General features: G+C 72.3%; 23 protein-coding genes. 8 read left to right on the forward strand and 15 right to left on the reverse strand.

Going from position 1 to position 24,139, the window contains the following annotated elements; translation table 11 throughout:
• Nucleotides 1-61: 61 nt before the first annotated feature.
• From folK to AC6CKD_RS26145, 5 genes are all read right to left on the reverse strand, one after another.
• Nucleotides 62-658, reverse strand: coding sequence for a 2-amino-4-hydroxy-6-hydroxymethyldihydropteridine diphosphokinase (gene folK, locus AC6CKD_RS26125; protein WP_498330505.1), 597 nt, complete (start codon nucleotides 656-658; stop codon nucleotides 62-64).
• 8 nt (nucleotides 659-666) lie between these two features.
• Nucleotides 667-1,026, reverse strand: a complete 360-nt coding sequence (gene folB / locus AC6CKD_RS26130) for a dihydroneopterin aldolase (protein ID WP_030010912.1) — start codon at nucleotides 1,024-1,026, stop codon at nucleotides 667-669.
• 131 nt (nucleotides 1,027-1,157) lie between these two features.
• Nucleotides 1,158-1,601, reverse strand: a complete 444-nt coding sequence (locus AC6CKD_RS26135; RefSeq protein WP_498330396.1) for a nuclear transport factor 2 family protein — start codon at nucleotides 1,599-1,601, stop codon at nucleotides 1,158-1,160.
• On the reverse strand, nucleotides 1,598-2,503 hold the full coding sequence (gene folP / locus AC6CKD_RS26140) for a dihydropteroate synthase (RefSeq protein WP_498330398.1): 906 nt from the start codon (nucleotides 2,501-2,503) through the stop codon (nucleotides 1,598-1,600). The genes AC6CKD_RS26135 and folP overlap by 4 nt, the downstream gene beginning before the upstream one ends.
• 110 nt (nucleotides 2,504-2,613) lie before the next feature.
• Nucleotides 2,614-4,464 carry a phosphatidylglycerol lysyltransferase domain-containing protein gene (locus AC6CKD_RS26145; RefSeq protein ID WP_498330400.1) on the reverse strand — a complete coding sequence of 617 codons (1,851 nt, stop codon included), beginning with the start codon at nucleotides 4,462-4,464 and terminating at the stop codon, nucleotides 2,614-2,616.
• A gap of 152 nt (nucleotides 4,465-4,616) precedes the next feature.
• Here AC6CKD_RS26145 and AC6CKD_RS26150 point away from each other — a divergent pair, with 152 nt between their 5' ends.
• Complete coding sequence (locus tag AC6CKD_RS26150; protein ID WP_498330402.1) at nucleotides 4,617-5,723, forward strand: alpha/beta hydrolase; 1,107 nt, start codon at nucleotides 4,617-4,619, stop codon at nucleotides 5,721-5,723.
• A 78-nt stretch (nucleotides 5,724-5,801) separates the two neighbouring features.
• On the opposite strand, the gene AC6CKD_RS26155 is transcribed toward AC6CKD_RS26150, so the two are convergent.
• The gene (locus AC6CKD_RS26155; protein WP_498330404.1) at nucleotides 5,802-6,791 is read right to left on the reverse strand and encodes an ABC transporter ATP-binding protein; all 990 of its coding nucleotides are present in this window, start codon (nucleotides 6,789-6,791) and stop codon (nucleotides 5,802-5,804) included.
• A gap of 132 nt (nucleotides 6,792-6,923) precedes the next feature.
• On the opposite strand from AC6CKD_RS26155, the gene AC6CKD_RS26160 reads away from it, so the two are divergent.
• From AC6CKD_RS26160 to AC6CKD_RS26175, 4 genes are all read left to right on the forward strand, one after another.
• On the forward strand, nucleotides 6,924-7,658 hold the full coding sequence (locus AC6CKD_RS26160) for an ABC transporter permease (RefSeq protein ID WP_498330405.1): 735 nt from the start codon (nucleotides 6,924-6,926) through the stop codon (nucleotides 7,656-7,658).
• Nucleotides 7,658-8,323 (forward strand): ABC transporter permease, encoded by a 666-nt coding sequence (locus AC6CKD_RS26165; protein ID WP_498330407.1) that lies wholly within the window; start codon nucleotides 7,658-7,660, stop codon nucleotides 8,321-8,323. Before AC6CKD_RS26160 ends, AC6CKD_RS26165 begins: the two co-directional genes overlap by 1 nt.
• Before the next feature lie 59 nt (nucleotides 8,324-8,382).
• Nucleotides 8,383-9,375 carry an ABC transporter substrate-binding protein gene (locus AC6CKD_RS26170; protein WP_498330408.1) on the forward strand — a complete coding sequence of 331 codons (993 nt, stop codon included), beginning with the start codon at nucleotides 8,383-8,385 and terminating at the stop codon, nucleotides 9,373-9,375.
• A gap of 97 nt (nucleotides 9,376-9,472) precedes the next feature.
• On the forward strand, nucleotides 9,473-10,663 hold the full coding sequence (locus AC6CKD_RS26175; protein ID WP_498330410.1) for a hypothetical protein: 1,191 nt from the start codon (nucleotides 9,473-9,475) through the stop codon (nucleotides 10,661-10,663).
• A gap of 30 nt (nucleotides 10,664-10,693) precedes the next feature.
• On the opposite strand, the gene AC6CKD_RS26180 is transcribed toward AC6CKD_RS26175, so the two are convergent.
• From AC6CKD_RS26180 to AC6CKD_RS26190, 3 genes are all read right to left on the reverse strand, one after another.
• Entirely contained in the window at nucleotides 10,694-10,909 is a 216-nt protein-coding gene (locus tag AC6CKD_RS26180) for a hypothetical protein (RefSeq protein WP_498330412.1), read from the reverse strand.
• Nucleotides 10,910-10,985: 76 nt separating this feature from the next.
• Nucleotides 10,986-11,885 (reverse strand): arylamine N-acetyltransferase family protein, encoded by a 900-nt coding sequence (locus AC6CKD_RS26185; protein WP_498330414.1) that lies wholly within the window; start codon nucleotides 11,883-11,885, stop codon nucleotides 10,986-10,988.
• A gap of 18 nt (nucleotides 11,886-11,903) precedes the next feature.
• Nucleotides 11,904-13,046, reverse strand: coding sequence for an NADH-quinone oxidoreductase subunit D (locus tag AC6CKD_RS26190; protein ID WP_250754463.1), 1,143 nt, complete (start codon nucleotides 13,044-13,046; stop codon nucleotides 11,904-11,906).
• Nucleotides 13,047-13,170: 124 nt separating this feature from the next.
• Here AC6CKD_RS26190 and AC6CKD_RS26195 point away from each other — a divergent pair, with 124 nt between their 5' ends.
• A complete protein-coding gene (locus AC6CKD_RS26195) occupies nucleotides 13,171-13,662 on the forward strand; it encodes a PH domain-containing protein (protein ID WP_498330416.1) in 492 nt (163 codons plus the stop codon).
• A 203-nt stretch (nucleotides 13,663-13,865) separates the two neighbouring features.
• A complete protein-coding gene (locus AC6CKD_RS26200; protein ID WP_498330418.1) occupies nucleotides 13,866-15,200 on the forward strand; it encodes a PH domain-containing protein in 1,335 nt (444 codons plus the stop codon).
• Between the two features lie 33 nt (nucleotides 15,201-15,233).
• Here the strand turns inward: AC6CKD_RS26200 and AC6CKD_RS26205 are convergent, their stop codons facing one another.
• The 3 genes from AC6CKD_RS26205 to AC6CKD_RS26215 all read right to left on the reverse strand — a co-directional run bounded on the left by AC6CKD_RS26205 (nucleotide 15,234) and on the right by AC6CKD_RS26215 (nucleotide 18,305).
• Nucleotides 15,234-16,316, reverse strand: a complete 1,083-nt coding sequence (locus AC6CKD_RS26205) for an endonuclease/exonuclease/phosphatase family protein (protein ID WP_498330420.1) — start codon at nucleotides 16,314-16,316, stop codon at nucleotides 15,234-15,236.
• Nucleotides 16,317-16,407: 91 nt separating this feature from the next.
• Nucleotides 16,408-17,103 carry a response regulator gene (locus AC6CKD_RS26210; protein WP_498330422.1) on the reverse strand — a complete coding sequence of 232 codons (696 nt, stop codon included), beginning with the start codon at nucleotides 17,101-17,103 and terminating at the stop codon, nucleotides 16,408-16,410.
• Between the two features lie 2 nt (nucleotides 17,104-17,105).
• Complete coding sequence (locus AC6CKD_RS26215; RefSeq protein WP_498330423.1) at nucleotides 17,106-18,305, reverse strand: sensor histidine kinase; 1,200 nt, start codon at nucleotides 18,303-18,305, stop codon at nucleotides 17,106-17,108.
• Nucleotides 18,306-18,411: 106 nt separating this feature from the next.
• Here AC6CKD_RS26215 and AC6CKD_RS26220 point away from each other — a divergent pair, with 106 nt between their 5' ends.
• A complete protein-coding gene (locus tag AC6CKD_RS26220; protein ID WP_498330425.1) occupies nucleotides 18,412-19,404 on the forward strand; it encodes an SAM-dependent methyltransferase in 993 nt (330 codons plus the stop codon).
• 156 nt (nucleotides 19,405-19,560) lie between these two features.
• On the opposite strand, the gene AC6CKD_RS26225 is transcribed toward AC6CKD_RS26220, so the two are convergent.
• The 3 genes from AC6CKD_RS26225 to AC6CKD_RS26235 all read right to left on the reverse strand — a co-directional run bounded on the left by AC6CKD_RS26225 (nucleotide 19,561) and on the right by AC6CKD_RS26235 (nucleotide 24,129).
• Nucleotides 19,561-21,117 carry a M28 family metallopeptidase gene (locus tag AC6CKD_RS26225; protein WP_498330427.1) on the reverse strand — a complete coding sequence of 519 codons (1,557 nt, stop codon included), beginning with the start codon at nucleotides 21,115-21,117 and terminating at the stop codon, nucleotides 19,561-19,563.
• A gap of 279 nt (nucleotides 21,118-21,396) precedes the next feature.
• Nucleotides 21,397-22,521, reverse strand: a complete 1,125-nt coding sequence (locus tag AC6CKD_RS26230) for a DUF5937 family protein (RefSeq protein ID WP_498330429.1) — start codon at nucleotides 22,519-22,521, stop codon at nucleotides 21,397-21,399.
• A 369-nt stretch (nucleotides 22,522-22,890) separates the two neighbouring features.
• Complete coding sequence (locus tag AC6CKD_RS26235) at nucleotides 22,891-24,129, reverse strand: threonine aldolase family protein (protein ID WP_498330431.1); 1,239 nt, start codon at nucleotides 24,127-24,129, stop codon at nucleotides 22,891-22,893.
• Nucleotides 24,130-24,139: the final 10 nt, after the last annotated feature.

Consider the following 24,139-nt stretch of genomic DNA (forward strand, 5'->3'; position numbering starts at 1 on the left):
TCTCCGTGCGTGCGTATCCCGTGATCCTAAGTGTTCGACGGCCCCGCCCCGCGGGCGCGGCTCACTCGGGGAGGCGCAGTTCCAGGTCCGTGCGCTGGGTGAGCCCCTCGTGGCCGAGGGCGGACAGGAGCGCGGCGACGGGCCCGTGGCCCGCGATCTGCGCTTCGGGGTCGATGTCGTTCCAGGGGGCCAGCACGAAGGCGCGCTGGTGGGCGCGCGGGTGCGGGAGGGTGAGGACGGGGTCGGCGGAGACCACGTCGGCGTAGGCGATGACGTCGACGTCGATCGTCCGGGGTCCCCAGCGCTCCTCGCGGACGCGGTCGAAGGCTTCTTCGATGGCGTGGCCGCGCTCCAGCAGGGAGCTGGGGGGCAGGGTGGTCTTCACCGAGATGACGGCGTTGAGGTACGAGGGCTGCGAGCCCGGGTCCACGCCCCACGGCTCCGTCTCGTACACCGGGGAGACCGCCTTGACCCGCAGGCCCGGGGTGTCGCCGAGGGCGTCGATGGCGCCCTGGAGGGTCTCCAGGCGGTTGCCCAGGTTCGCGCCGAGCGCGACGACGGCCCACTTGGGGTTGGACAGGGTGACGTCCGCCGCGTCCACGGCCTCGACCACGGAGGCGGGTACCGGCTGGACGGTGGGGTCGCTCTGGGCGTTCATTCCGTTGTTCACGCGCGGCTCCGGGTGATCGTGATGGTCACGTCGTCGAAGGGGACGGTGATCGGCGCGTCCGGTTTGTGGACGACGACCTCCACCTGGGCGACCGCCTCGTGCTTGAGGCACTGCTGGGCGATCCGCTCGGCGAGCGTCTCGATCAGGTCCACGGGCTCACCCTGGACCACGTCGACGACTTCTTCCGCGACTACCCCGTAGTGCACGGTCTTAGCCAGGTCGTCGCCCGCCGCCGCGGGACGGGTGTCGAGGTGGAGCACGAGGTCGACGATGAAGGTCTGGCCTTCCTCGCGTTCCCGGGGGAAGACGCCATGGTGCCCGCGAGCCTTGAGGCCGCGCAGCGCGACACGATCCACGCGAATCACTCCTGCTTTTCGTAGGTGCTTCCGGTCCGGGACTCCCCGGATCCATGGCCGGAGCCGAGTGCGGTCGGCGTCGTCCACCTTCGAATTTACCTGCGAAATACCTCCGGGCCCGACGGAGGGGGTCAGGAGGGCTCCTCCTCCTCGTCCTCGTCGGAGTCCGTGAGGACGGGAGAACCGTGGTGCGACCAGAGCCGCCAGCCCTCCGGTGTGCGTCGGAACACATTCGTGGCGACGACGAGCTGACCCACGAGCGGGCCCAGTTCACCGCCGTCCTCGGCGGGGCCGCCGCTGAGGATGTTCTCGGTGCAGGTCACCAGGGCGGTGTCGCCTATGACGGTGACCTTGGTGTCGGTGAGGAAGAACTGGATGTACTCGGTGTGCGACATGATCAGCGCGTAGGAGCGCAGCACTTCGCCGCGTCCCGACAGCACCGGCCAGCCCGGGTGCACGCAGGAGATCTCGTCTTCGAGCCAGAGCGCCGACAGCGTGTCGAAGTCCCCCCGCTCCATGGCCTCGTAGAAGGCCGTGTTGACCTCTTCGACGGATTCGATGTCGGTACGGCTCACCGTGCCCCTTCCTCGTTGCTACGGGTCGTACGCAGTGCCCCTTCCACGGCGCGGGCCACCCGAACCGCGTCGGCGCTCGCCCGTACCTCGTGGACCCGTACGGCCCAGGCGCCCTGCGCGGCGGCGAGGGCGGACACGGCGGCGGTGGCGGCGTCGCGTTCGCGGGCGGGCGGCGGGGAGGCGTCGTCGGCGCCGGCCAGCACCCGGCCGAGGAAACGCTTCCTCGACGCGGCCACCAGCAGGGGGAAGCCCAGTGCGCGCAGCTCGGAGAGGTGGGCGACCAGGGACAGGTCGTGTTCGGCGTTCTTGGCGAAGCCCAGGCCGGGGTCGACCAGGAGCCGTTCGGGGGCGATGCCGCCGGTGACGACGGCGTCGATGCGGGTGCGGAGCTCGGCGGTGACCTCGGCGAGGACGTCCTCGTAGACGGCGAGGCTGTTCATGCCGTCGCTGAAGCCGCGCCAGTGCATGACGACGAAGGGCACTTCGGCGGCGGCGACGGCCGGGATCATCCCGGGGTCGGCGAGGCCGCCGCTGACGTCGTTGACCAGGGTGGCGCCGGCGGCCACGGCCCGGGCGGCGACGGAGGCGCGCATCGTGTCGACCGAGACGACGACCCCTTCGGAGGCGAGGCCGCGGACGACGGGGACGACCCGGCGCAGCTCCTCCTCCTCGTCGACGCGGGAGGCGCCGGGGCGGGTGGACTCGCCGCCGACGTCCACGAGGTCGGCGCCCTGGGCGACGAGGTCGAGGCCGCGCTTGACGGCCGCGGTGGTGTCGAACCAGCGGCCGCCGTCGGAGAAGGAGTCGGGGGTGACGTTGACGACGCCCATGACCCCGCAGCGGTCCCATTCCGGCAGCCCTGTGACCCGGCCCCTGTCGGCGGCCCCGCGCTCGTTGTTCATGACTCCAGGGTATGGGCTGGGCCGGAAGGGGCCCTGGACGGAGTCCAGGGCCCCTTCCGGGGCCGGTGTACGGGGCCGGTGTACGGGCCCGGGCGTACGGGAACGGCGGCTCAGGCGGCCTGGACCTCGCGCTCCGCCTGGGCGGGGACGGCCGGCACCCGGTGGTGGGCGCAGGTGCGGACCGGCTTGGGGCGCCGGCGGCCGGCGAACAGCCGGGGCAGGGCCAGCGTGACGAACCCCTCGGCCTGCATCGCGGCGAAGCCGATGCGGGGCAGGTCCCGGGTGGTGCGGAAGACCACGAAGCGGGGCTCCCAGCGGGGGCGGAACTTCGCGTTGAACTTGTACAGCGACTCGATCTGGAACCAGCGCGAGAGGAACACCAGCAGGCTGCGCCACATCCGCAGGACCGGGCCGGCGCCGATCTTCTCGCCGCGGGCCAGGGCCGAGCGGAACATCGCGAAGTTCAGGGAGACCTTCTCGATGCCGAGGGCCGGGGAGGCCTCCAGGGAGGCGACGATCAGGAGTTCGTTCATGCCGGGGTCGGCGGCGCGGTCGCGGCGCATCAGCTCCAGCGACATGCCGTCCTTGCCCCACGGGACGAAGTGCAGGACGGCCTTGAGGTCGCCGAAGGGGGAGGTGTCGCCCTCTTCGACGCGGTGCGCGGTGGCGATGTAGCAGTCGCCGTCGCCGGGGTCGCCGACGCGGCCGAGCGCCATGGAGAAGCCGCGTTCGGTGTCGGTGCCGCGCCAGGCCTCGGCGGCGCCGCGCACCTGTTCGAGCTCGGTCTCGGTCAGCTCGCTGACCCGGCGGACCTTGGTGGTGTAGCCGTTGCGCTCGATGCGCTTCACCATCTGCCGGACGTTGCGCATGGCCCGCCCGGAGAGGGAGAAGTCTTTGACGTCGACGATCGCCTCGTCCCCGAGCTCCAGGGCGTCGAGCCCGGTCTCGCGGGTCCAGACCTCGCCGCCGGTCTCGCTGCAGCCCATGACGGCGGGGGTCCAGGAGTGGGTCTTGGCCTCTTCCATGAACCGTTCGATGGCGCCGGGCCAGGCCTCGACGTCTCCGACCGGGTCGCCGGAGGCGAGCATCACGCCGGAGACGACGCGGTAGGTGACGGCGGCCTTGCCGCTGGGGGAGAAGACGACGGCCTTGTCGCGGCGCAGCGCGAAGTGGCCGAGCGAGTCGCGGCCGCCGTGCCGGGCGAGCAGCTCGCGGAGCTTGAGCTCGTCGTCGGCGGTGAGCCGGGCGGCCGGGTGCTCGGGGCGGAAGGCCAGGTAGATGGTGGTGACGGCGGTGAGCATGCCGAGGGCGCCCAGCGAGTAGCCGACGGTCCAGGACACCCGGCCGGCGTAGTCGACGGGGCCCTCGAAACCGAAGAGCCCGTAGACGACGTGGCTGATCTGCTCATAAACACCCGGATTGCCTACGACGCGGCCGGGGTGCGAGTTGACGATGACCAGACCGAGGCCGATGGAGCCCGCGCTCATCAGCACGAAGTTGGCGAGCGCCTTCCACCGGCTGCGCGGGTCGGGCAGCGCCTTGAACTCGCTCTGGTGGCGCAGCAGCAGCGCCAGGAGCACCGCCGCGATGACCACGCCGAGGATCGAGTGGCGGTACGTGAACTGCGCGACGGCGCCGGCCGGCAGCAGCACCACGGCGGCCCGCCAGGCGCGGCGCTTGCGGCGCTTGAGCCCGTGGGCGAGCAGCAGCAGCAGGACGCCGGCGCTGAGGGCCAGGGCGGCCGCGAAGGGGCCGAAGGAGCCGGGCAGCACTTCGGTGACCGCGTGGATGCGGCTGTGCCGGAACCGCGGGAAGACTCCCGCGGCGATGTCCAGCAGGCCGACGACCGTGACGGCGGTGCCCACGACCCCCGGGACGGACTCCGGTCGTGGTCCTCGGAGGATTCGGCTGAGCGGCTTCGGAACCTGTCCCGACTTATCGCCATCTATCCTGCTAGACATCGCTTCCCGTTGCTCCGCGAGAGATCATGTGGCCGAAGGCCGCTGGAGCCTCCGTTGGGTGGTGCGTCCACTAGGACGACATCGAGGGGGAGCGGGTTCACTCTTCCGTCGAGAAAAAACTAGTCCTGCCATAGAAAGTCGACTGACTGCTCATGGGTCTCACCAGTAATACGGTTCTGGCGCTGGCCATCCTTGCCGGTGCGCTGCTGTTCGCGGCCACGGTGTGGTTCTGGCCGAAGCTCTCGGGCCGCTCCTGGCGCTCGGTCCTCGGCCGGATCGGCCTCCTGCTGGCGACACAGCTGGCGCTGTTCGCGGCGATCGGCCTCGGCGCGAACAAGTCGTTCCTCTTCTACGGGTCCTGGGCCGACCTCTTCGGCCAGGAGACCTCGATCGGCAAGGTCGTCGACCATTCGATGAGCAGCGCCGACATCAAGGTCGTCGACAAGCAGGAGCTGGACGTGCCCGGCGGCGCCAAGCCGCAGGTCGGCGGGCAGATCCTGAAAGTGGCCATAACCGGCCAGAAGTCGAAGATAACGACCCAGGGCTACGTGTGGCTGCCGCCGGAGTACTTCCAGCCGCAGCACAAGGACCAGAACTTCCCGGCCTCCATCGTCCTCACGGGCTACCCGGGCATGGCGGAGAACCTGGTCAAGGGGCTGGACTACCCGATGACGGCCTACAAGCAGGTCAAGTTGGGCAAGATGAAGCCGATGATCCTGGTCATGCTCCGTCCGACCCCCGGTGCGCGCGACACCGAGTGCGTGGACATACCCGGTGGCCCGCAGACCGAGACCTTCTACGGCCAGGACCTTCCGCAGGCGGTCCAGAACACCTTCCGGGTCGGCAAGAAGCCCGAGAACATGGGCTTCATCGGCAACTCCACGGGCGGTTACTGCGCCCTGAAGATCACCGCGCACTACCCGCAGACCTTCGGCGCCGCCGCGGGGCTGTCCGCGTACTACGAGGCCGCGGACGACCCGACGACCGGTGACCTCTTCCACGGGGACGCGCAGCTGAAGGTGCGCGCGAACGTGCTGGAGTCGGTGAAGGCGAAGCAGCCGTCCGGGACGTCGTTCCTGGTCACCAGCAGCGAGAAGGGCGAGCCGAACCTCGCCGACACGAAGAAGTTCATCAAGCTGGTCAAGGGCCCGGACCGGGTCTCCTCGATCATCCTCGACAGCGGCGGCCACAACTTCAACACGTGGCGCCGCGAGATCCCGCCGATGCTGGCGTGGATGAGCGGCAGGATCCAGGCGTAAGAGGGGCCGGGCCCGAGACCCGGGCCCTCCTCGCTCGGGCCCTCCTCGCTCGGGCTTCCTTCGCTCGGGCTTCCTCGCTCAGGCGTCCTGGAGCTGGGCCCGGCGCAGGGCCCGGTGCACCCCTTCCGGGGTGAGTACGCCGATCAGCGCGCCGGAGTCGGGGTCCGTGACCCCGATCCGGCCCGAGTCCTCCTGGAGCAGCAGCGCGAGCGCCTCGCGCAGACTGGCCCCCAGCGCCACAGCGGCGGTGGGGGCCTTTCCGTCCGCGGCGGCCGGGTCGGCCGGGTCGGCCAGGTCGGACAGGTCGGCCCGCGCCACCGCGGTGACCGCGAGCCGCTTCAGCCCGCGGTCGGTGCCGACGAAGCCGGCCACGTAATCGGTCGCGGGGGCGCCCAGCACCTGCGCGGGGCGGGCGAACTGCTCGATGGTGCCCGCTCCGTAGACCGCGATGCGGTCCCCGAGCCGGACCGCCTCCTCCAGGTCGTGCGTGACCAGCAGGATCGTTTTGCGCACGGTCTGCTGGAGCGTCAGGAACTCGTTCTGCAGCCGCTCGCGCACCACCGGGTCCACCGCGCCGAACGGCTCGTCCATCAGGAGCACCGGCGGGTCCGCGGCGAGCGCCCGGGCCACGCCGACGCGCTGGCGCTGGCCGCCGGAGAGCTGCTCCGGGTAGCGGCCCCCGTAGACGGCCGGGTCCAGCCCGACCAGGTCGAGGAGTTCCGCGGCCCGCGCGCGGGCCTTGGCCTTCGGGGTGCCGATGAGCTGCGGCACGGTGGCCGTGTTCTCCAGCACCGTCTTGTGCGGGAACAGCCCGACCTGCTGGATGACGTAGCCGATGCGGCGGCGCAGTTCTACCGGGTCGGCGGCGGCGATCTCCTCGCCGTTCAGCAGGATCCGGCCGGAGGTCGGCTCGATGAGCCGGTTGACCATCTTCATGGTGGTCGTCTTGCCGCAGCCGGACGGGCCCACCAGGGTGACCAGTTCGCCCTCGGCGACCTCGAAGGACAGGTCCGCGACGGCCGTGGTCCCGTCGGGGTAGCGCTTGGTCACGTGCTCGAATCGGATCACCCGGCCATCTTTCCCTACCTGCGGGGTCCGTTTGTGAAGGGCGTGTTGCCCGCGTGCGAAGGATTCCGGCCATTGTGGGTGCCGGGGGTTATGGTCGCTCCTACGACGGTCGGTGACGGGGGGCGAGGGGTGATGGCCGGGCAGAGCTGCCTGGTGGCGAACGACTGGGTCTGCTGGGAGTACGTCACGTCCCGCTCCCAAGAGCTCACCGACGCCACCCTCGAACACGTGTGGATCACGGGCGTGTCGGTGCTGATCGGCATCGCCGTGTCCGTCCCGCTCGCCCTGCTGGCCCGCCGCGGCCGCCACTGGGCGGCCCCCGTGCTGGGCCTCACCACCCTGCTCTACACGGTTCCCTCGCTCGCCATGTTCTCGCTGCTGCTGCCGGTCTTCGGGCTCTCGGCGGCGCTGGTGGTGACGGGCCTGGTGCTGTATTCGCTGACCATCCTCGTGCGCAACGTGCTGGCCGGTCTCGAAGCGGTGCCCGAGGAGGTACGGGAAGCCGCGCGCGGGATGGGGTACGGCCCGGGCCGGCTGCTGTGGCACGTCGAACTGCCGCTGGCGCTGCCCGCCCTGCTGGCCGGCGTACGGATCGCGACCGTCTCCACCGTCGCGCTCACCACCGTGGGCTCCATCGTGGGCAAGGGCGGCCTCGGCAACCTCATCGCGCCGGCCGTGAACAGCTCCTTCAAGGCCCAGGTGCTCACCGCCGCCGTGCTGTGCGTGCTCCTCGCGCTCGTCGCGGACCTGGCTCTGCTCGGCCTCCAGCGGCTGCTGACCCCCTGGACCCGTGCGACCCGGGCGACCCGCGCGACGCGTGCCGGTCGCGCCACCCGCGGAGCCGACGTCAGCGCGGGAGCCGTCTGATGGGAGTGCTGGGACAGGCCGGGGACTGGCTGGCCGACGGAGCCAACTGGTCCGGGGAGAGCGGGGTCTGGCACCGGCTCGGCGAGCACGCGTACGTCAGCGGGATCGCCCTGGTGCTGGCCTGTGCGGTGGCCCTGCCGGTCGGACTGTGGCTCGGCCACCTCGGCAAGGGCGGCGGCCTCGCCGTCAACGTCTCCAACATCGGGCGGGCCGTCCCGGTCTTCGCGGTGCTGGCGCTGTTCATGGTCTCCCCGCTGCGGGGCGCCGGGTACGTGCCCACCATCGCCGCGCTGGTGCTCTTCGCGATCCCGCCGCTCCTGACCAACGCCTACGTCGGCATGCGCGAGGTCGACCGCTCGGTGGTGGAGGCCGCGCGGGGCATGGGCATGTCCGGCCGCCAGCTGTTCTGGCGGGTGGAACTGCCCCTCGCGCGCGGACTGGTGATGACGGGCCTGCGCTCGGGAGCCGTCCAGGTCATCGCGACGGCCACCATCGCCGCCATGGTCGGCCAGGGCGGGCTCGGCCGGATCATCACCGCCGGCTTCAACACGTACAACACCCCGCAGGTCGTCGCGGGAGCCCTGCTGGTCGCGGCGCTGGCGCTGCTCGTGGAGGGCGCGCTGGTGGTGGCCGACCGGCTGCTGCCGGGCGCGGCCACGCGCTGAGCGAGGCTGCCCGCCGAGCGGGGCACCGACACGTTTCCCCACCCTCGAAGGAGATTGAGATGAGCAAGTCCACGCGCGCCCTCGGCGCGGCCCTGGGTGCCGTCGCCCTGACCGCATCGCTCGCCGCGTGCGGCGGCGACAGCCTGGAGAAGACCAAGGACGGGGGCTCCTCCGCGGCAGCCTCCGGGTCGTCCGAGGGCGGCAAGGGCGGCAAGCTGGTGATCGGCGCCGCCGGATTCACCGAGTCCAACGTGCTGGCCGAGCTGTACGCGCAGATCCTGGCGGACGCCGGCTACAGCACCTCGATCACCACGGTCAACAACCGCGAGCTGTACGAACCCTCGCTGGAGAAGGGCGAGATCGACGTCGTCCCGGAGTACGCGGCGACCCTCGCGGAGTTCCTCAACGCCAAGGTGAACGGCTCCAAGGCGCCGACCGAGAAGCCGGTCGCGTCGAGCGATGTGACGGCGACCGTGGCGGCCCTGGAGAAGCTGGCGGCCCCGCTGGGGCTGAAGGCGCTGCCCGCCGGTTCGGCGGTCGACCAGAACGCCTTCGCGGTGAGCAGGGAATTCGCCGCGAAGAACAATCTCAAGACCCTTTCCGATCTAGGCAAGTCCGGTCTGAAGGTGAAGATCGCGGCGGGTGACGAATGCGCGGTGCGGCCCTTCTGCGCGCCCGGATTGAAGACGGCATACGGAATCGACGTTTCCGGTATTGACCCCAAGGGCGTCGGGACCCCGCAGGCCAAGCAGGCGGTGAAGGACGGTGCGGACCAGCTCGTCCTCACCACCACCACGGACGCCACCCTCGACAGCTTCGGCCTGGTCCTGCTGGACGACGACAAGAAGCTCCAGAACGCCGACAACGTGCTCCCGGTGGTCAACGCCAAGGACGCCGGAGCCCCCGAGATCGCGGCCGCCCTCGACAAGATCACCAAGGCGCTCACCACGGCCGACCTGGTCGAGCTGAACCGCAAGGTCGACGCCGAGCGGGCCAAGCCGGCGGATGTCGCGAAGGCCTACCTGGAGTCCAAGGGACTTCTGAAGAAGTAGGAGTTGCGCCTTTCGGGCGCCAAGTGCGGTAACCGCTCGGGAACAGATTCCCGGGCGGCTACCCCACACCCTGTCCACGCCCTGTAAATTTCTGGCCATGCCCCGTGGACGCCACCGCAATCCCGAACCCCTTCACCGGCTGCTCACGCCGACGGCCGTCGCCGGTGTGTCCGTCGCCGGCGCCGGCGCCGCCTGGCTGCTCGCCGAACCGATGGCGCTGCGCCTGCTCGTGGCGCTCACCGCGGCCGCCGGCCTGGCCGGCGCCGTCGTCATGCGCTCGTGGGACCTGGCGGCCGGCCGCCGGGTCACCGAGCTCGCGCGCGAGCGGGTCAAGGACGAGTGGCGGACGGAGGAGCGGATAGCCGAGCTCGAATCCGACCTCGAAGAGGCCCGGGTGCTGCGCGGCAAGCTCGACGCCAAACTGCGCGCCAAGCGGGTCGAACTCGCGGGCCTGCGCGGGGAGCACGCGTCGCTGCTGCGCCGGTACGCCACCGCCGAGACCGAGCGGGCGAGCGCCCTGGAGGGACGCCGGCTGCTGGCCATCGAGGCCGCGGTCCCGGCGGCCCGGGCCGCTTCCGCCGAGTCGGGTGCGAAGGAACTTCCCGCGGTCTCCGAGGAGCGCACCAGCGCCGGAGCGGCCACCTCGGTGGGCTTCGCCCGCGCCCACGCCGCGCTGGCGGCGCTGGCGGACAAGACGGCCAAGGCCGGAGAGGCGGCCGCGTCCGCCCCGAAGGCCCGGACGGGCGCCCCCGCCCTCCCCGCGGCGCCCTCGGCGGCCTCCGCCCTCCCGGCGGCGCCGGCCCTCCCCGCGGCCTCAGCCCTCCCCGCGGCGCCCGTCGGCTCCGCCGCGCCCGCCGTCCCGGCGCAGCCCGCCGAGCTGGAGTCGCACGCCCGCCCCGCGCTCACCGGCCCGGTGCCCGTGGGCCCGGCGGCCGCCGTCCCCGCGCGCCGGCTCGCGGCCGCGGTGAACCCGTACGCCGCCCACCACAGGCCCGCCTCGCGCGTCGAGGGCGGCTTCGACTTCTTCGGTACGAAGAACGCGGCGCAGGCCCGCGCGGTCATCGAGTCCGTCCAGAACGAGGACCTCGCCGATGTCGTCGGCGCCGAGGCCCTAGCCGTCCACGAGGCGGAGTCCGCTCAGGGCGGGCCGGAGCCGAGGGCCCTGGTCGGCACCGTCGAGGCGCCGCCCACCGCCGAGCACCGCGCCGTGGGCCAGGTCATCGATCTCACCGCCCACGACGAGACCGAGCCGATCGACGTGGTCGAGCTCCGTACCGCGATCTCCTAGCGCGGCGAACTCCGCCCGCCCCGACAGGACTTAAAACAGCTGGAGTTGGCCCGGCAGCGGGGACAGGGTGAAGCCGTCCAGCGTGGCGGCGGCGGCGCCCAGGGTCACGCGGGCGCGGGATCCGGGGCAGGAGACGAGGTCCCCGCGGACCCGCCCGGCGGGCGGGTCGTGGCGGGCGATCCGCCCGGCGGTGACGGCGCAGTCGCGGCCGCAGGAGGGGCAGGCCCGGCGGGGTGAGAGGGACATCCCCCAAGTCTGCCCTGCCCCGGTGACATTGGCCCCCCGGCCGTCGGCCCCGGCCGTACCGCCGGGCGGTCCGGGGTCAGTCCTCCCGGGTGGCCGCCCAGCTCTCGTGGGCCCGGCTCACCCGGGTCCACAGGGCCGTGCGGTCGGTCGGGGTCAGGTCGTCGAGCTCGCGGCCGAAGACGCCCTCCAGCGCGGCGTAGAACTCCCCGGGGCCGTCGAGCACGCGCTCCGTGGTCCCCTTCACCGGGTCGATCCGGCTCAGTACCCGCCCCCGCAGGGCGTCGATGCCGTCGGCGTCGCGCCGCAGGGCCGCGAAGGTCCGTACGAAACCGGAGTCCTCGGAGGTGGACAGCCGGACGTGTTCGGCCTCGAAGCCGGCCGCCGCGGTCGTCCCGGCGGGTTCCGTGCGGAAGTTGACGAGCGGGGCGGAGCTGCCCGGGTGGCGGTAGAGCCAGCCGGTGCCGGGCAGCCGCTCCAGGGAGTAGGCGAAGGCTCCCTGGCGGTAGGAGCCTTCGCGCAGCGGCAGCGGCTCGTACGGGCCGTCGCCGAGCCCGGCGTCCACGTAGAAGTCGGTGGAGCCGGAGGTCCCGGCCCGCGGCACGCGCACGGTGAGGGCCAGGTGGTCGCCGCTCACGCCGCGTGCGGCGGCCTCGGACTGGGATTCCTTGTACACGCCGCCCACATGGCGGGTGACGTCGTAGCCGAGGTGGCCGAGGAGCGCCGCGAAGGCCCCGTTGAGGTGGAAGCAGTAGCCTCCGCGTCCGGCGGCGAAGCGGCGTGCCGACAGCTCGGGGTCGATGCCGGGGGCGCGGCCCAGCTGGATGTCGACGTTCTCGTACGGGACGCGCTCCAGGTGCGCCCGCTGGAGGGCGAACAGCCCCTCCACGGACGGCGCACCGGGCTCCTCGATGCCGAGCCGCCGCAGGTAGGCGGCGTATATGCCGGGGTACGGGCGTGCTGATGTGCCGGAGGTCATGCGGGCAGCCTAGGCCGGTCACTTGTCGATGTCGCCGACGACGAAGAACAGCGAGCCGAGGATCGAGACCATGTCCGCGACGAGCTGCCCGGGGAGCAGCACCGCCAGCGCCTGGATGTTGTTGTAGGAGGCCGAGCGCAGCTTGAGCCGGTACGGGGTCTTCTCTCCCTTGGAGACCAGGTAGTAGCCGTTGATGCCCAGGGGGTTCTCGGTCCACGCGTACGTCTCGCCCTCCGGCGCCTTCAGCACCTTCGGCAGCCGCTGGTTGATCGGGCCGGGAGCCAGCTCCGCCATCCGGTCCAGACAGGCGACGGCGATGTCCAGCGCGTTGTGGGTCTGCTCCAGGAGCACCTCGAAGCGGGCCAGGCAGTCGCCCTCGGTGCGGGTGACGACCTTCAGGACGTCCTGGAGCTCGCCGTAGGCCAGGTACGGCTCGTCGCGGCGCAGGTCGAAGTCGACGCCGGAGGCGCGGGCGATCGGGCCGGAGACCCCGTACGCGTGCACGGCCTCGGCGGACAGGACGCCGACGCCGCGGGTGCGGGCGCGGAAGATCTCGTTGCCGCGGACCAGGTCGTCGTAGACGTGCATGCGGGTGTTGACGTCGGCGATGGCGGCGCGGGCCCGGCCGAGCCAGCCGGCCGGGAGGTCCTCCTTGAGGCCGCCGACCCGGTTGAACATGTAGTGCATGCGGCCGCCGGAGATCTCCTCCATGACGGCCTGCAGTTCCTCGCGCTCGCGGAACGCGTGGAAGATCGGGGTGATGCCGCCCAGCTCCAGGGGGTACGAGCCGAGGAACATCAGGTGGTTCAGGACCCGGTTCAGCTCGGCGAGCAGGGTGCGCATCCACACGGCCCGCTCGGGCACCTCCATGCCGAGCATCCGCTCGACGGCCATGACGACGCCCAGCTCGTTGGAGAACGCGGACAGCCAGTCGTGGCGGTTCGCGAGCATCACGATCTGGCGGTAGTCGCGGGCCTCGAAGAGCTTCTCGGCGCCGCGGTGCATGTAGCCGACCACCGGCTCGGCGCTCACGATCCGCTCGCCGTCCAGGACGAGGCGCAGGCGCAGCACGCCGTGCGTGGAAGGGTGCTGGGGGCCGATGTTGAGCACCATGTCGGTGCTCTCCGCCGCGCCGCCGATGCCGACCGTGGTCTCCGTCATGGCGGCATTGTCTCAGTCGGCGGGGGTGACCTGTCGCTCGGTCCGGATCGCGGATCGGGGAGCGGCGGCCGACAGCCGTCGCGAGCCCGGCCCGCGGGACGGGAAGCGCCCCTAGGCTGGGGGGATGGACACGGGGACAGAGGGTGAGACGGTTCTGCCCGAGTGGGTGGGGCTGCCGGGCGGGCTGCTGACTCTGCGCAGGCTGGTGCTGGTGCTGTGGATGTCCCTCTTCGCGGTGGTGACGGCCGTCGTGCTGGGGCTGGCCGTCGGACCGCAGTGGGCGTCGGTCGGCGGGTTCTGGCTGCTGGTACTGGCCTGGGGCTGGGTGATGCTCGGCCGGAACTGGCGGTCCTGGCGGTACGCGGAGCGCGCGGACGACCTGCTGATCAGCCGCGGCGTGATGTGGCGGGAGCAGACCGTGGTCCCGTACGGGCGGATGCAGCTGGTCGAGGTGACCTCGGGCCCGCTGGAGCGCCGCTTCGGACTGGCCTCCGTGCAGCTCCACACGGCGGCGGCGGCGACCGACGCCAGGATCCCCGGGCTCACGCCCGAGGAGGCGGAACGGCTGCGCGACCGGTTGACGGAGCTCGGCGAGGCAAGGTCGGCGGGCCTGTGACGCCGCCGGTGGAAGCAGGGGCCGGGGCCGGGGCCGCCCCCGGGCCCGCTGCGGCCGGAGCTGGGTCCGCGGCGGCCGGGGCCGGGTCGGAGACCGGGGCCGCATCCGAGGCCGCATCCGAGGCCGCATCCGAGGCCGCGTCCGAGGCCGCGTCCGCGGCCGCGGCCGGAACGGGGCCCGCCGTGTCCGGAGCCGGGCCCGCCGTGTCCGCGGTCGGGGCGGAGTCCCCGGCGCCGGCGGCCGGTCCCGCCCAGGAGCGGCGGCTGCACGTCCTCACCCCGCTGCGCCGTGCCTGGGTGCCGATCGCGGCGACCATCGGCCTCCTCGCCCAGCAGGGCGAGAACGTCACCGAGTGGGTGACGTCCGTCTCCACCGTGCTGCGGCTCCTCGCGCTGGTCGCGCTGCTCCTCGTCTTCGGCCTGTACGGCTTCCTCAGCTGGTGGTTCACGTACTACGCCGTCACCGACACCGAACTGCGCATCCGCAGCGGGCTCCTCTTCCGCCGCACGGCGCACATCCGCCTCGACCGGATCCAGGCGGTCGACGTCACCCGCCCCCTGCTGGCCCGCCTCGCCGGTGTCGCCAAGCTGGGGCTCGACGTCATCGGCACCGAGGCCAAGGACGAGCTGGCCTTCCTCTCGGAGAAGGACGCCCTCTCGCTCCGCGCCGAGCTGTTGGCCCGCGCGGCCGGTTTCGCCCCGGCCGAGGCACCGCTCCTGGGCGAGGCGCCCGAGCGGGAGCTGCTCCGCTTGGGGACGCGCGATCTGGCGGTGTCCCTGCTGCTGACCCTGACCACCTGGGCGATCCTCGCCGGCGGGATCGCCGGCTCCCTGCTGGTGTGGTGGTTCAGCTCCAGCCCGTGGGTGGCCATCGCCGCCCTGCTCCCGGTGCTGGGCGCGATGTGGGCGGGGAGCGCGGGCCGGTTCCTCACCGAGTACGACTGGCGGGTCGCCGAGTCCCCGGACGGGCTGCGGCTCGACCACGGGCTGCTCGACCGGGCCCACGAGACGGTGCCGCCGGGGCGCGTGCAGACCGTACGGATCGTCGAGCCGCTGCTGTGGCGCCGGCGCGGCTGGGTCCGGGTGGAGCTGGCGGTGGCCGGCTCGAAGAACAACGTCCTGGTCCCGGTGGCCACCCGGGCCGCGGCCCACGCCGTCGTCGCCCGGGTGCTGCCCGGCGTCGACCTGGGCGGTCTCGTCTTCGAGCCCTCGCCCCGGAGCGGATCGCGCTGGGTGGTGCCGGTGTGGTGGAAGGGGTACGGCCTGGCCGTCTCCGCCGACGTGTTCGCGGCCCGCCGCGGCCGCCTGTGCCGGCGTACGGAGATCGTCCCGCACGCCAAGGTGCAGAGCGTGCGCCGCTCCCAGGGACCCTGGGAGCGCGCCCGCGGCGTGGCCGACGTGCACGTGGACACCGGCGCGAACGGTACGGTCACGGCCCGCCTGCGCGGCGCGGCGGAGTCCGACGGACTCCTGCACGCCCAGGCGGCCCGCTCCCGCACCTCCCGGGCCGCGGCCCGCCCGGACCGCTGGATGACCTGAGGCCGGGCGGGCCGCGCGGTCAGCCGTCAGCGGTCAGCCGGCGGCGGGCAGCGTGACGGTGCCGGGCAGCGTGGTGGGGGCGGCCACCTTGATGGTGGCGTTGCCGATCAGGACGCGATGGTCGGAGCACAGCTGGTTCGTCGTACCGTCGCCGGGCGCGCAGGTCGTCGGGATCGACTTGGAGTCGGCGGTGAATCCCTGGGCGGGGTCGGCGAGCTTGTCGGTCCGGGCGAGGACCATGTCGATCTTCGGATTGCCCTCGTTGGCGGCGCACGGAGCCAGGCCGGTGTCGGGGTCGTTGATCGCCGGATTGTCGATCGCGGTCCACTCGCCGTAGTTCAGGCAGCGGGTATCGGTGCTGTCGAGCTCCGTGTGCGTCGTCATCAGGGAGCCCATGCGGGACATGTCGGGCTCGGCGTTGAAGTCGCCCGCCACCAGGTAGGACTCACCGTTGTCCGTGAATCCCTTGAGGATGTCCCGGACGGCGCCGAGCTGCTGGGTGTTGATCTTCGCCGAGTTGACGGGATCGGGCAGGCGCCTGTTCGCGGTGGTGATGTGCGTCGTGCAGAACTTCATGTTCTGCTGGGCCTCGAGCTGCGCGCAGAGCATGCTGCGGTCCTCGTAGTAGGCGCCGCTGTCCACCTCGGCCTGCGTGTAGTCGGCGGGCAGGATGAAGTTCTGCGACGAGTGCAGCTGCGCCTTGCTGAACAGGGCGTTGCCGAACTCCTCGCCCTTGCAGACGCCGGTGCCGGGCGCGGCCGCCGGGTCGGGCCGGTGGGTGGCGGAGAAGCGGGCGTAGTTCGTCGCCTGGGTCCAGGCGTCGGGGCCGTCGTTCAGCTGGTCGCGGATCGCCTTGTACTGCGAGTAGCAGATCTCGTTGAGGGAGACGAAGTCCGGGCTCGGGTCCTGGGACCTGATCGAGCCGACGGCCGCGGCGACCATCCCGGTGGTGGCCGAACCCTTGTTGATCTTGTGTCCGGCTACGTTCCAGTGCCACACCGTGTACGTCTCGTTGGTCGTGGTCCCGGTGGCACCCGCCGGTGCGGCCGCGCCCGAGGCGAAGACGGCGGCCAGTGCCAGCGCGGCGGCGGCAGCCGCCCGCTTGATGGATCTCATGGTGATTTCCTCCCCTGGGCGGGGGCCTGATGCCCGCCGCCCCGGCGAGGAGCATTCCATGATCAGGCCATCCGGCAGCCACCGGGCCCGGCTAGCCCGCCCCGCCGCCACCCGCGCGGACCAGGCCGGTCTCGTACGCCAGGACCACGACCTGGACCCGGTCGCGCAGGTTCAGCTTGGTCAGGATGCGGCCCACGTGGGTCTTGACCGTGGCTTCCGAGAGGACCAGGCGGGCGGCGATCTCGCCGTTCGACAGGCCCTGGGCGACCAGCAGCATGACTTCGCGCTCGCGCTCCGTCAGCCGCTCGACGTCCTTGTTCCGCGGTTCCGCGGAAGTCGACGGAAGCATCGGCGCGAACCGGTCCAGCAGCCGGCGCGTCGTGGACGGGGCGACGACCGCGTCCCCGCTGTGCACCGAGCGGATCGCGGCCAGCAGCTCGCCCGGCGGGACGTCCTTGAGCATGAACCCGCTCGCGCCCGCCTTCAGGCCCGAGAAGGCGTACTCGTCGAGGTCGAAGGTGGTCAGGATGATGACCTTGGGGTGTTCCTCGGGCTCGCAGATGCGGCGCGTCGCCTCGACCCCGTCGAGGCGGGGCATGCGGACGTCCATCAGCACCACGTCCACCTTGGTGGCCCGCAGCACCTCCAGCGCCTCCAGGCCGTCGCCGGCCTCGGCGACGACCTCCATGTCGGGTTGTGCGGCGAGCACCATCCGGAAACCGGTGCGCAGCAGTACTTGGTCGTCGACCAGCATCACGCGGATGGAGGGGCCGGTGGGGAAGGACATGGTCACCTTTTCTTCAGGGGGAGCAGGGCGCTGATCCGGAAGCCGCCACCGGGCCTGGGGCCCGCGTCGAGGGTGCCTCCGACCATACCGATGCGTTCGCGCATGCCGATCAGCCCGTGTCCGGCGCCGTCCGCGCCGCCGTCCGTGTACAGCTCGTGGGCCGCGCCCCGGCCGTCGTCCTCGACGAGCAGGCCGAGCCCGTCGTCGAAGTAGACGAGCCGCACGCTGGCCTTCGCGTCGGGGCCGCCGTGCTTGCGCGTGTTCGTCAGCGCCTCCTGGACGATCCGGTACGCCGTCAGTTCCACGCCGCTGGGCAGCTTGCGCGGGGCGCCCTCGACCTCGAAGTCCACCGTGAGCCCGGCCGCCCGCACCTGCTCGACGAGCACCTCGATCTGCTCCACGTCGGGCTGCGGCACGTAGTCCTCGGACTCCTGCGGCTCGCCGGTGCGCAGGACGCCCAGCAGTCGGCGCATCTCGGCGAGGGCCAGGCGCCCGGTGCCGGAGATGGTCTGCAGGGCCTCCTTGGCCTGCTCGGGGGCCGCGTCCATCACGTAGGCGGCGCCGTCGGCCTGGACCACCATCACCGAGACGTTGTGCGCGACGACGTCGTGCAGCTCGCGGGCGATCCGGGCCCGCTCGGCGGCGACGGCCACCTTGGCCTGGGCCGCGCGCTCCTGCTCCAGGCGCTGGTTGCGCTCGACGAGCTGGGCGTAATAGGCCCGGCGGGTGCGCAGGGAGTCGCCCGTCACCCAGGCGAGGGCGAACGGGATCATCATGAACACGACGAAGAGCACGCTGTCCGTGGTGGAGGAGTTCTTGTCCACCCCGACGCGCAGGAAGTAGAGCGGGGAAGCGAGCAGCCCCCAGCCGAGCGCGGTGCGCGAGACCCAGCGCGGCACGTCGGCGGCGGCGACGGTGAAGAGGACGACGAGCATCGCGAAGTCGTAGAAACTCACCTCCGCGCCGATGGCCAGCTGGTACAGGCCGGTGGCGACGGTGAGCCAGAACATCGGCACGGTCCGCTTGCGGCGCAGTCCCACGGCCGTGCTCAGCGCGACCACGCAGGGGGTGGCGAGCAGCGCGGAGCCGGTGCCCTGGTGCTCCGAGGCGACGATGGCCATCGAGAACCCGAAGAAGAGGACAGCCCAGAAGCTGTCGACGCCCGTCGGGTGTCTGCGGAGGAAATCGTAGAGGCGCTGCACGTAACCCAGAGTAGGGAAGGCCGATGGGTGCTGGAGTCAACCAGAGGGGCGATCCACGTGACCGGTGAGTACTACCGGAGGTGGAGGCGGCCATAACCTTTCAGCGATGAGCACTCAGGGTGAAGGCACGGAGCAGGAGGGGCCGGTCCGCTGGCGGACGGCGATGGAGCGGGCGCTGTACGGGCCCGACGGCTTCTACGTACGCCCCGGCGGGCCCGGCCCCGCAGGGCATTTCCGCACCTCCGTGCACGCCTCGCCGCTCTACGCGCGGGCCGTGGCCCGGCTGCTCCTCTGGGTGGACGGGGAGCTCGGTCGTCCGGAGGAGCTGGACCTGGTCGACGTAGGGGCCGGACGCGGGGAGCTGCTGGCCGGGGTGCTGGCGGCGCTGCCGCCGGAGACGGCCGCGCGGGTGCGGCCGTACGGGGTGGAGCGCGCGGGGCGGCCCGAGGGGCTCGACGGGCGGATCACGTGGGTGGGCGAGCCGCCCCGGGGAATCCGGGGGCTGCTCTTCGCCAACGAATGGCTCGACAACGTCCCGCTGGACCTCACGGAGGACGGGCGCTACGTGGAGGTCGCGCGGGACGGTACGGAGCACCCGGGCGGCCTCCTGGACGGACCGGACCGGGCCTGGCTGGAGCGGTGGTGGCCGGACGCGGAGGCGGGCGGGGGCCGGGCGGAGATCGGCCGGCCGCGCGACGAGGCCTGGGCGGCGGCGGTCGCGACCGTGGAGCGGGGGCTCGCGGTCGCCGTCGACTACGCCCACACCCGGGACGCCCGGCCGCCCTTCGGCACGCTGACCGGATTCCGCGCCGGGCGGGAGACGGCCCCCGTGCCGGACGGGAGCCGCGACGTCACCGCGCACGTGGCGCTCGACGCGTGCGCGGGGCCGGGGGCTGTCCTTTTGACGCAGCGGGACGCGCTGGCCGCCCTGGGCGTCTCGGGGGCCCGGCCCCCGCTGGCCCTGGCCTCCACCGATCCGGCGGCGTACGTCCGGGCCCTGTCGGGGGCGGGGGAGGCCGCGGAACTCACCGCCCGGGGCGGGCTCGGCGACTTCGGCTGGCTGGTCCAGCCGGTCGGGGTGGCCCGCTGGCCGGGGTAGGCCCGCTGGCCGGGGTAGGCCCGGGGGTCCACCCCCAGCCCCCGCGCCTCGAACTGCGGCGAGGCTGGAACATCCAGCCTCGCCGGGAACGGGCGAAGGGCGGGTGGGGGTCTCGGCGCCGCGCAGCGCCGAGACCCCCACCCGCCCGGGAAGTGACTACTCCGCGTCGCCGACGTGGTCGTGGCCCTCGTGGAGGCCACCGCCACTGCCACCACCGGTGGTCGGCTCCGAGACGACCGGCCGGCCCAGCGGCGCCAGGTCGAACGCGTAGTGCCCCACCGCGTCCGCGATGACGTCGACGTTGATGTCGAGCGCCTTCTGGTCGATGTTCGCGATGGTGTCGCCCTTGCCGTGGTAGTTCACGTCGTACGCGACCCCGGCCTGCCCGCCGAACTTCGCCGCCTGCTCCGGCGTCTTGATGCCCTCGGCGCCCGTGAACGTACCGCCCGAGGGGATGCCGACCTCGATGAACGGGCCGTAGTCCGAGCGGCCCGAGAAGTCGGTGCCCTCGCGCGGGATGTTCTTGGAGTCGAGGAAGTCGTTGATCCCCTTCTCCAGCTGGGCCGATCCCTCGGGGCCGGGGCCCGCGCCGACCTTGTCCGAGTCGTCGCCGTCGTAGACGAAGTACGCGGCGTTCGGCGAGGCGATCATGTCGAAGTTCAAGTAGAGCTTGATCTGCTTCTTCTGCTCCTCCGTCAGGCCGGCGACGTACGCCTCGGAGCCGAGCAGGCCGAACTCCTCCGCCGACCACCAGGCGAACTTGACCTTGTTCTTGATCTTGCCCTGGCTGTGCGCGAGCTTCTGCGCGACCTGGAGGATGCCGGCCGAGCCGGAGCCGTTGTCGTTGATGCCCGGGCCGTCCGCGACGGAGTCGAGGTGCGCGCCGAGGAAGACGGTGTTGTTCTCGTCGCCTCCGCGCGTCTCCGCGACGACGTTGTACGTCTTGCGGTTCTCCCGGAACTCGCGGATGTCGAGGGTGACCTCGACCGGACCCGCGGCCGCGTCGGCGGCGAGCCGCTCGCCCTCGGCCAGCGTGACGCCGCCGGTCGGGATCTTGCCCGCGTCCGCCGAACCTATGGTGCCGTTCAGGGCGCCGTCCGCGTTGTTGTAGATCACCGCGCCGACCGCGCCGGCCGTCGCCGCGTTCTGCTGCTTGACCGCGAAGGCGCAGCCGCCGCGCTTGATCAGCGCGACCTTGCCGGTGAAGGCGCCCGCGGCGAAGTCGCCGGGCTCGCAGCCGCTCGTGCCGTCGGCGTCGACCGGGGCGGCGGCGATCTGCGCCGTCACACCGTTCGCCGGGCCGCTGGCGGTGTACGTCATCAGCTTGATCGGGACGTCGCGGCCGGCCGGGCCGTTGACCTTCAGGGTCTCGGCGACCGTCTTGACGAAGACGAACTCGAACTCGTTCTTGGTGACCTCGTACCCGGCCGCGCGCATGACGAGCTCGACGTACTGGGCCGACTGGACGTGACCCTTGGAACCGGCCACGCGGTTGCCGTCGTTGCGGTCGGCGATGGCCTGGAAGACCTTCAGGTGGTTGTGGGCACCCTTGCCGGTGGAGTCCTTGACCAGCTTGCGGGCCAGCGCGTCACCCCGGGCGGCGTCGCTCTGCGGGCTGCCGGTGGCTCCGGCGGGCCCGGCGAGGAGCAGCGGGGAGACGAGGGCCGCGGCCGCCAGGGCGGCGGTGGCTGCTGCTATACGGCGTGAGGGCATGAAAGTCCTTCCACGGCAGATGCGCGTGAGATGCGCGTGCGCATGCGTATGCGTATGGCGTGTGGCATGTGGTGTGGAGTACAGGGGTGCGGGCGTGCAGAGGCGTGGATGCAGACGCAGGTCATGTGCGTTGCGCGCCGAGTGGGGGAGCGGTGGACGCACGTTAGACACCAAGTGGCGGCCATGGCCAGACTTTTCACTGATTCCGGTTTGTGAAATCCGTATATCGGAGTATCTGAGCCGTAGAAAACAGGCCAGCGCCCGCTCTCCGTGCCCGGCCTACCGCAGGATGCCCTCGATGAAGTCGGAGCCGATCCGTGCGACCGCGGCCAGATCGAGCTGGTGCTGGACGTACCGCCCTTGCCGGCGGGTCTGGATCAGCCCGGCCTTCTTCAAGACCGCCAGCTGGCGGGACACCTCCGGGGCGGTGATCCCGTACGCGGCCGCCAACTCGCCGGTCGTGTAGGGAGCGCGCGCCAGACTGCGGCACAGCCGCATCCGCATCGGATGGGCCAGCGCCTCCATGCGCCGCTGCAGCAGCTCCAAAGACCCCGGGGAGGAGGCCGGTTCGGGAGAGCCGAGCGGGTAGTGGACCACCGGGCGCCAGCCGGGGGCGTGCAGTACCAGCAGGTGCGGCCAGCCGAAGTTCGTGGGCACGAACAGCAGGCCGTCGCCTATTCGGGGATCGGTGGCGGTCGTGGACCCGTAGACCATCTTGTCCACCGTGACCGTGGTCAGCCGCTCGTCGACGCTCAGCGCCGAGGAGAGCTCCTTCAGCACGGCCGGCAGCCCCTTGCGCCGGAGCACCTCCGTCTTGTGCCGGGCGTCCGCGCTCTGGCGGGGCTCGACGCGGCGCCAGGTCTCCGCGAAGAAGGCCTCGTCGCAGTCCTCCAGCAGCCGGCGCAGCCAGATCCGGACGCCGGCGGTGTCGTCGAGCACGCGCACGGCGAAGGCCAACTGCTGCGGTCCGCGCGCGGAGGCCGTCTCCAGGGCCTTCGCCCGGGCGAGCGGATCCGAGAGCGGGGACGGCCCGCCGCCGTCGTTGTGGAGGGCCAGCCTGCAGTGCTCCAGGGCCGCCGTCACGAACCGTTCGTCGTCCAGCCGGTCGAGTACGTCGAGCTCGGCGGCCAGGGTGGCGGCGGGCAGCCCGGTGCCGCCGGGAATCCCGGCGAAGGCCATGAACAGGTCGGCGAAGGAGCCGCGCCACAGGAAATCGGCCTCCAGTAGCCGGTCCGCGAGGCCGGGGTCGAGGGCGGCCGAGGTGGTGGAGGTCCAGGAGGCGAGTCCGGGGTGATGTCCGGGCTGGGAGAGCGCGTGCAACGCCATGCAGAGCTCCGCCAGCGGGGACGGCGCGAAGCCGATCCGCTCCGCGGGGAGCCCGGTGATGTCGATGGTGACGCTCATCGGATCATTCTGCCGTCGTGGCGTGCATGTGCCTGCCGGGGCGCGCGGCCTTCGCCCGGCTGGGCGATCCGGTGCGGCGCGGTGCGGTGCCGTGCGGCGCCGTTGCCGGGGACCAGTCCCCGGGTCCCTGCGCCTCAAACGCCGGCGGGGCTGGATTTGGCCGGGGTCGGGCTGTACGTGCGGGTCGGTGGGGCGGGGCTGGGTGCGGGTCGGGGCCGGGGGCGGGGTGTCGGCCTGGACTGCATGATTTAGGCGCCCTTTGCGTGCTTTGACTGGGATGGGCTTCCTTTGCGCCACAAATCACGCTTTACGTCCCGGCCGACACCCCACCCCGCCCCCGGCCCCTGCGGCGGCTAGCGCCGGTCGGGGCTACAGGCGGGCCACGAAGGCTGCTGTTGCCTGGGCGACTTCGGTCTCCGTCCAGGTCAGGCCCGGGCGGGTGACTTCGACCTCCGTCACCGACAGGCCCGGCGGGCCGTCGGGGGACCAGCGGCGGAAGAGGACCGTGCCCGTCTCCTCCGCCAGGCGGACGCCCGCCTCCGTGAGGCGGTCCGCGTCGTACGGGAGCCACACCTGGAACTGGTGGGTGTGCGGAACCTCCGGGTGGACCCGGAACCAGGGGACCTCCGGAGCCGCGGCGAGTGCCGAGGACAGGGCGGATGCCACCGTCCGCGCCTTGGCCACGTAGGAGGGAAGCTCCGGCAGCTCGCGTTCCAGCCCGGCCAGGGCGGACAGCGCGGCCGGGAACTGGCGGAAGACCTGGCCCCCGTACCGGTGCCGCCAGACCTTCGACTCCGCCACGAGCGACGCGGATCCGGCGAGGGCGGCCCCGCTGAGGCCCCCGAGGGATTTGTAGAAGGAGACGTACACGGAGTCCGCCAGCGCCGCGATCTCCGGCAGCGACCGGCCGAAGTGGACCGTCGACTCCCACAGCCGGGCACCGTCGAAGTGGACCACCGCGTCCCGTTCCCGGGCGGTGTCCACCAGGGCCGACAGCTCCTCCCAGGTCGGGAGCAGGAAGCCCGCGTCCCGTAGCGGCAGCTCCAGCATCAGCGTCCCGAACGGCTCCGGCAGCTCGGCGAGCTCGGACGCCGTCGGCTGGCGCGGTTCGCCCGTCGGGTGGACGGTCCGCAGCCCCGAGACGACGGACAGCGCGCCGCCCTCCCACCGCTCCGGATGGCTCATCGGGTGCAGGGCGACCACCGGGTTCCCCGTCCGTCCCGCCCAGCAGCGCAGCGCGATCTGCTGGGCCATGGTCCCGGTCGGGAAGAACGCGGCGTCCTCGGTGCCGAGCAGCTCCGCGACCCGCCGCTCCAGCCGCTCCACGACGCCGTTGCCGTAGATGTCGGCCGGCTCGTCGGCGTCCGGGGCCAGCCCGCCCAGCTCCGCCAGCAGCTCCCCGACCGTGGCCTCCCGCAGACTGCCCGACAGCTTCCGCGATGCCGCCCGCCCGGCGACCACCATCCGGGCCGCCACGTCCGGTTCCGCGGTCCGCTCCGCGCCCGCGGCCCGTTCGGCCGCCGGGTCCGGGGCCTGGTCCGAGTGTGCGGCCGGCTCTGCCCGGGCCTCCGCGGCCGCGGCCGTCGTCCGCTCCGTGTGCTGGTTCATCCCCCGATCA

Source organism: Streptomyces sp. GQ60 (assembly GCF_059758875.1).

Excerpts from the sequence above, each read along its gene's own strand:
- AC6CKD_RS26180 (WP_498330412.1), bottom strand. The coding sequence starts at position 10,909 with ATGTCCCTCTCACCCCGCCGGGCCTGCCCCTCCTGCGGCCGCGACTGC.
- AC6CKD_RS26170 (WP_498330408.1), top strand. The coding sequence starts at position 8,383 with ATGAGCAAGTCCACGCGCGCCCTCGGCGCGGCCCTGGGTGCCGTCGCC.
- AC6CKD_RS26230 (WP_498330429.1), bottom strand. The coding sequence starts at position 22,521 with ATGAGCGTCACCATCGACATCACCGGGCTCCCCGCGGAGCGGATCGGC.
- AC6CKD_RS26205 (WP_498330420.1), bottom strand. The coding sequence starts at position 16,316 with ATGAGATCCATCAAGCGGGCGGCTGCCGCCGCCGCGCTGGCACTGGCC.
- AC6CKD_RS26160 (WP_498330405.1), top strand. The coding sequence starts at position 6,924 with ATGGCCGGGCAGAGCTGCCTGGTGGCGAACGACTGGGTCTGCTGGGAG.
- AC6CKD_RS26220 (WP_498330425.1), top strand. The coding sequence starts at position 18,412 with ATGAGCACTCAGGGTGAAGGCACGGAGCAGGAGGGGCCGGTCCGCTGG.
- AC6CKD_RS26210 (WP_498330422.1), bottom strand. The coding sequence starts at position 17,103 with ATGTCCTTCCCCACCGGCCCCTCCATCCGCGTGATGCTGGTCGACGAC.
- AC6CKD_RS26195 (WP_498330416.1), top strand. The coding sequence starts at position 13,171 with ATGGACACGGGGACAGAGGGTGAGACGGTTCTGCCCGAGTGGGTGGGG.
- AC6CKD_RS26145 (WP_498330400.1), bottom strand. The coding sequence starts at position 4,464 with ATGTCTAGCAGGATAGATGGCGATAAGTCGGGACAGGTTCCGAAGCCG.
- AC6CKD_RS26235 (WP_498330431.1), bottom strand. The coding sequence starts at position 24,129 with ATGAACCAGCACACGGAGCGGACGACGGCCGCGGCCGCGGAGGCCCGG.
- AC6CKD_RS26225 (WP_498330427.1), bottom strand. The coding sequence starts at position 21,117 with ATGCCCTCACGCCGTATAGCAGCAGCCACCGCCGCCCTGGCGGCCGCG.
- AC6CKD_RS26190 (WP_250754463.1), bottom strand. The coding sequence starts at position 13,046 with ATGACGGAGACCACGGTCGGCATCGGCGGCGCGGCGGAGAGCACCGAC.
- AC6CKD_RS26185 (WP_498330414.1), bottom strand. The coding sequence starts at position 11,885 with ATGACCTCCGGCACATCAGCACGCCCGTACCCCGGCATATACGCCGCC.
- folP (WP_498330398.1), bottom strand. The coding sequence starts at position 2,503 with ATGAACAACGAGCGCGGGGCCGCCGACAGGGGCCGGGTCACAGGGCTG.
- AC6CKD_RS26150 (WP_498330402.1), top strand. The coding sequence starts at position 4,617 with ATGGGTCTCACCAGTAATACGGTTCTGGCGCTGGCCATCCTTGCCGGT.
- folK (WP_498330505.1), bottom strand. The coding sequence starts at position 658 with ATGAACGCCCAGAGCGACCCCACCGTCCAGCCGGTACCCGCCTCCGTG.
- AC6CKD_RS26175 (WP_498330410.1), top strand. The coding sequence starts at position 9,473 with ATGCCCCGTGGACGCCACCGCAATCCCGAACCCCTTCACCGGCTGCTC.
- AC6CKD_RS26165 (WP_498330407.1), top strand. The coding sequence starts at position 7,658 with ATGGGAGTGCTGGGACAGGCCGGGGACTGGCTGGCCGACGGAGCCAAC.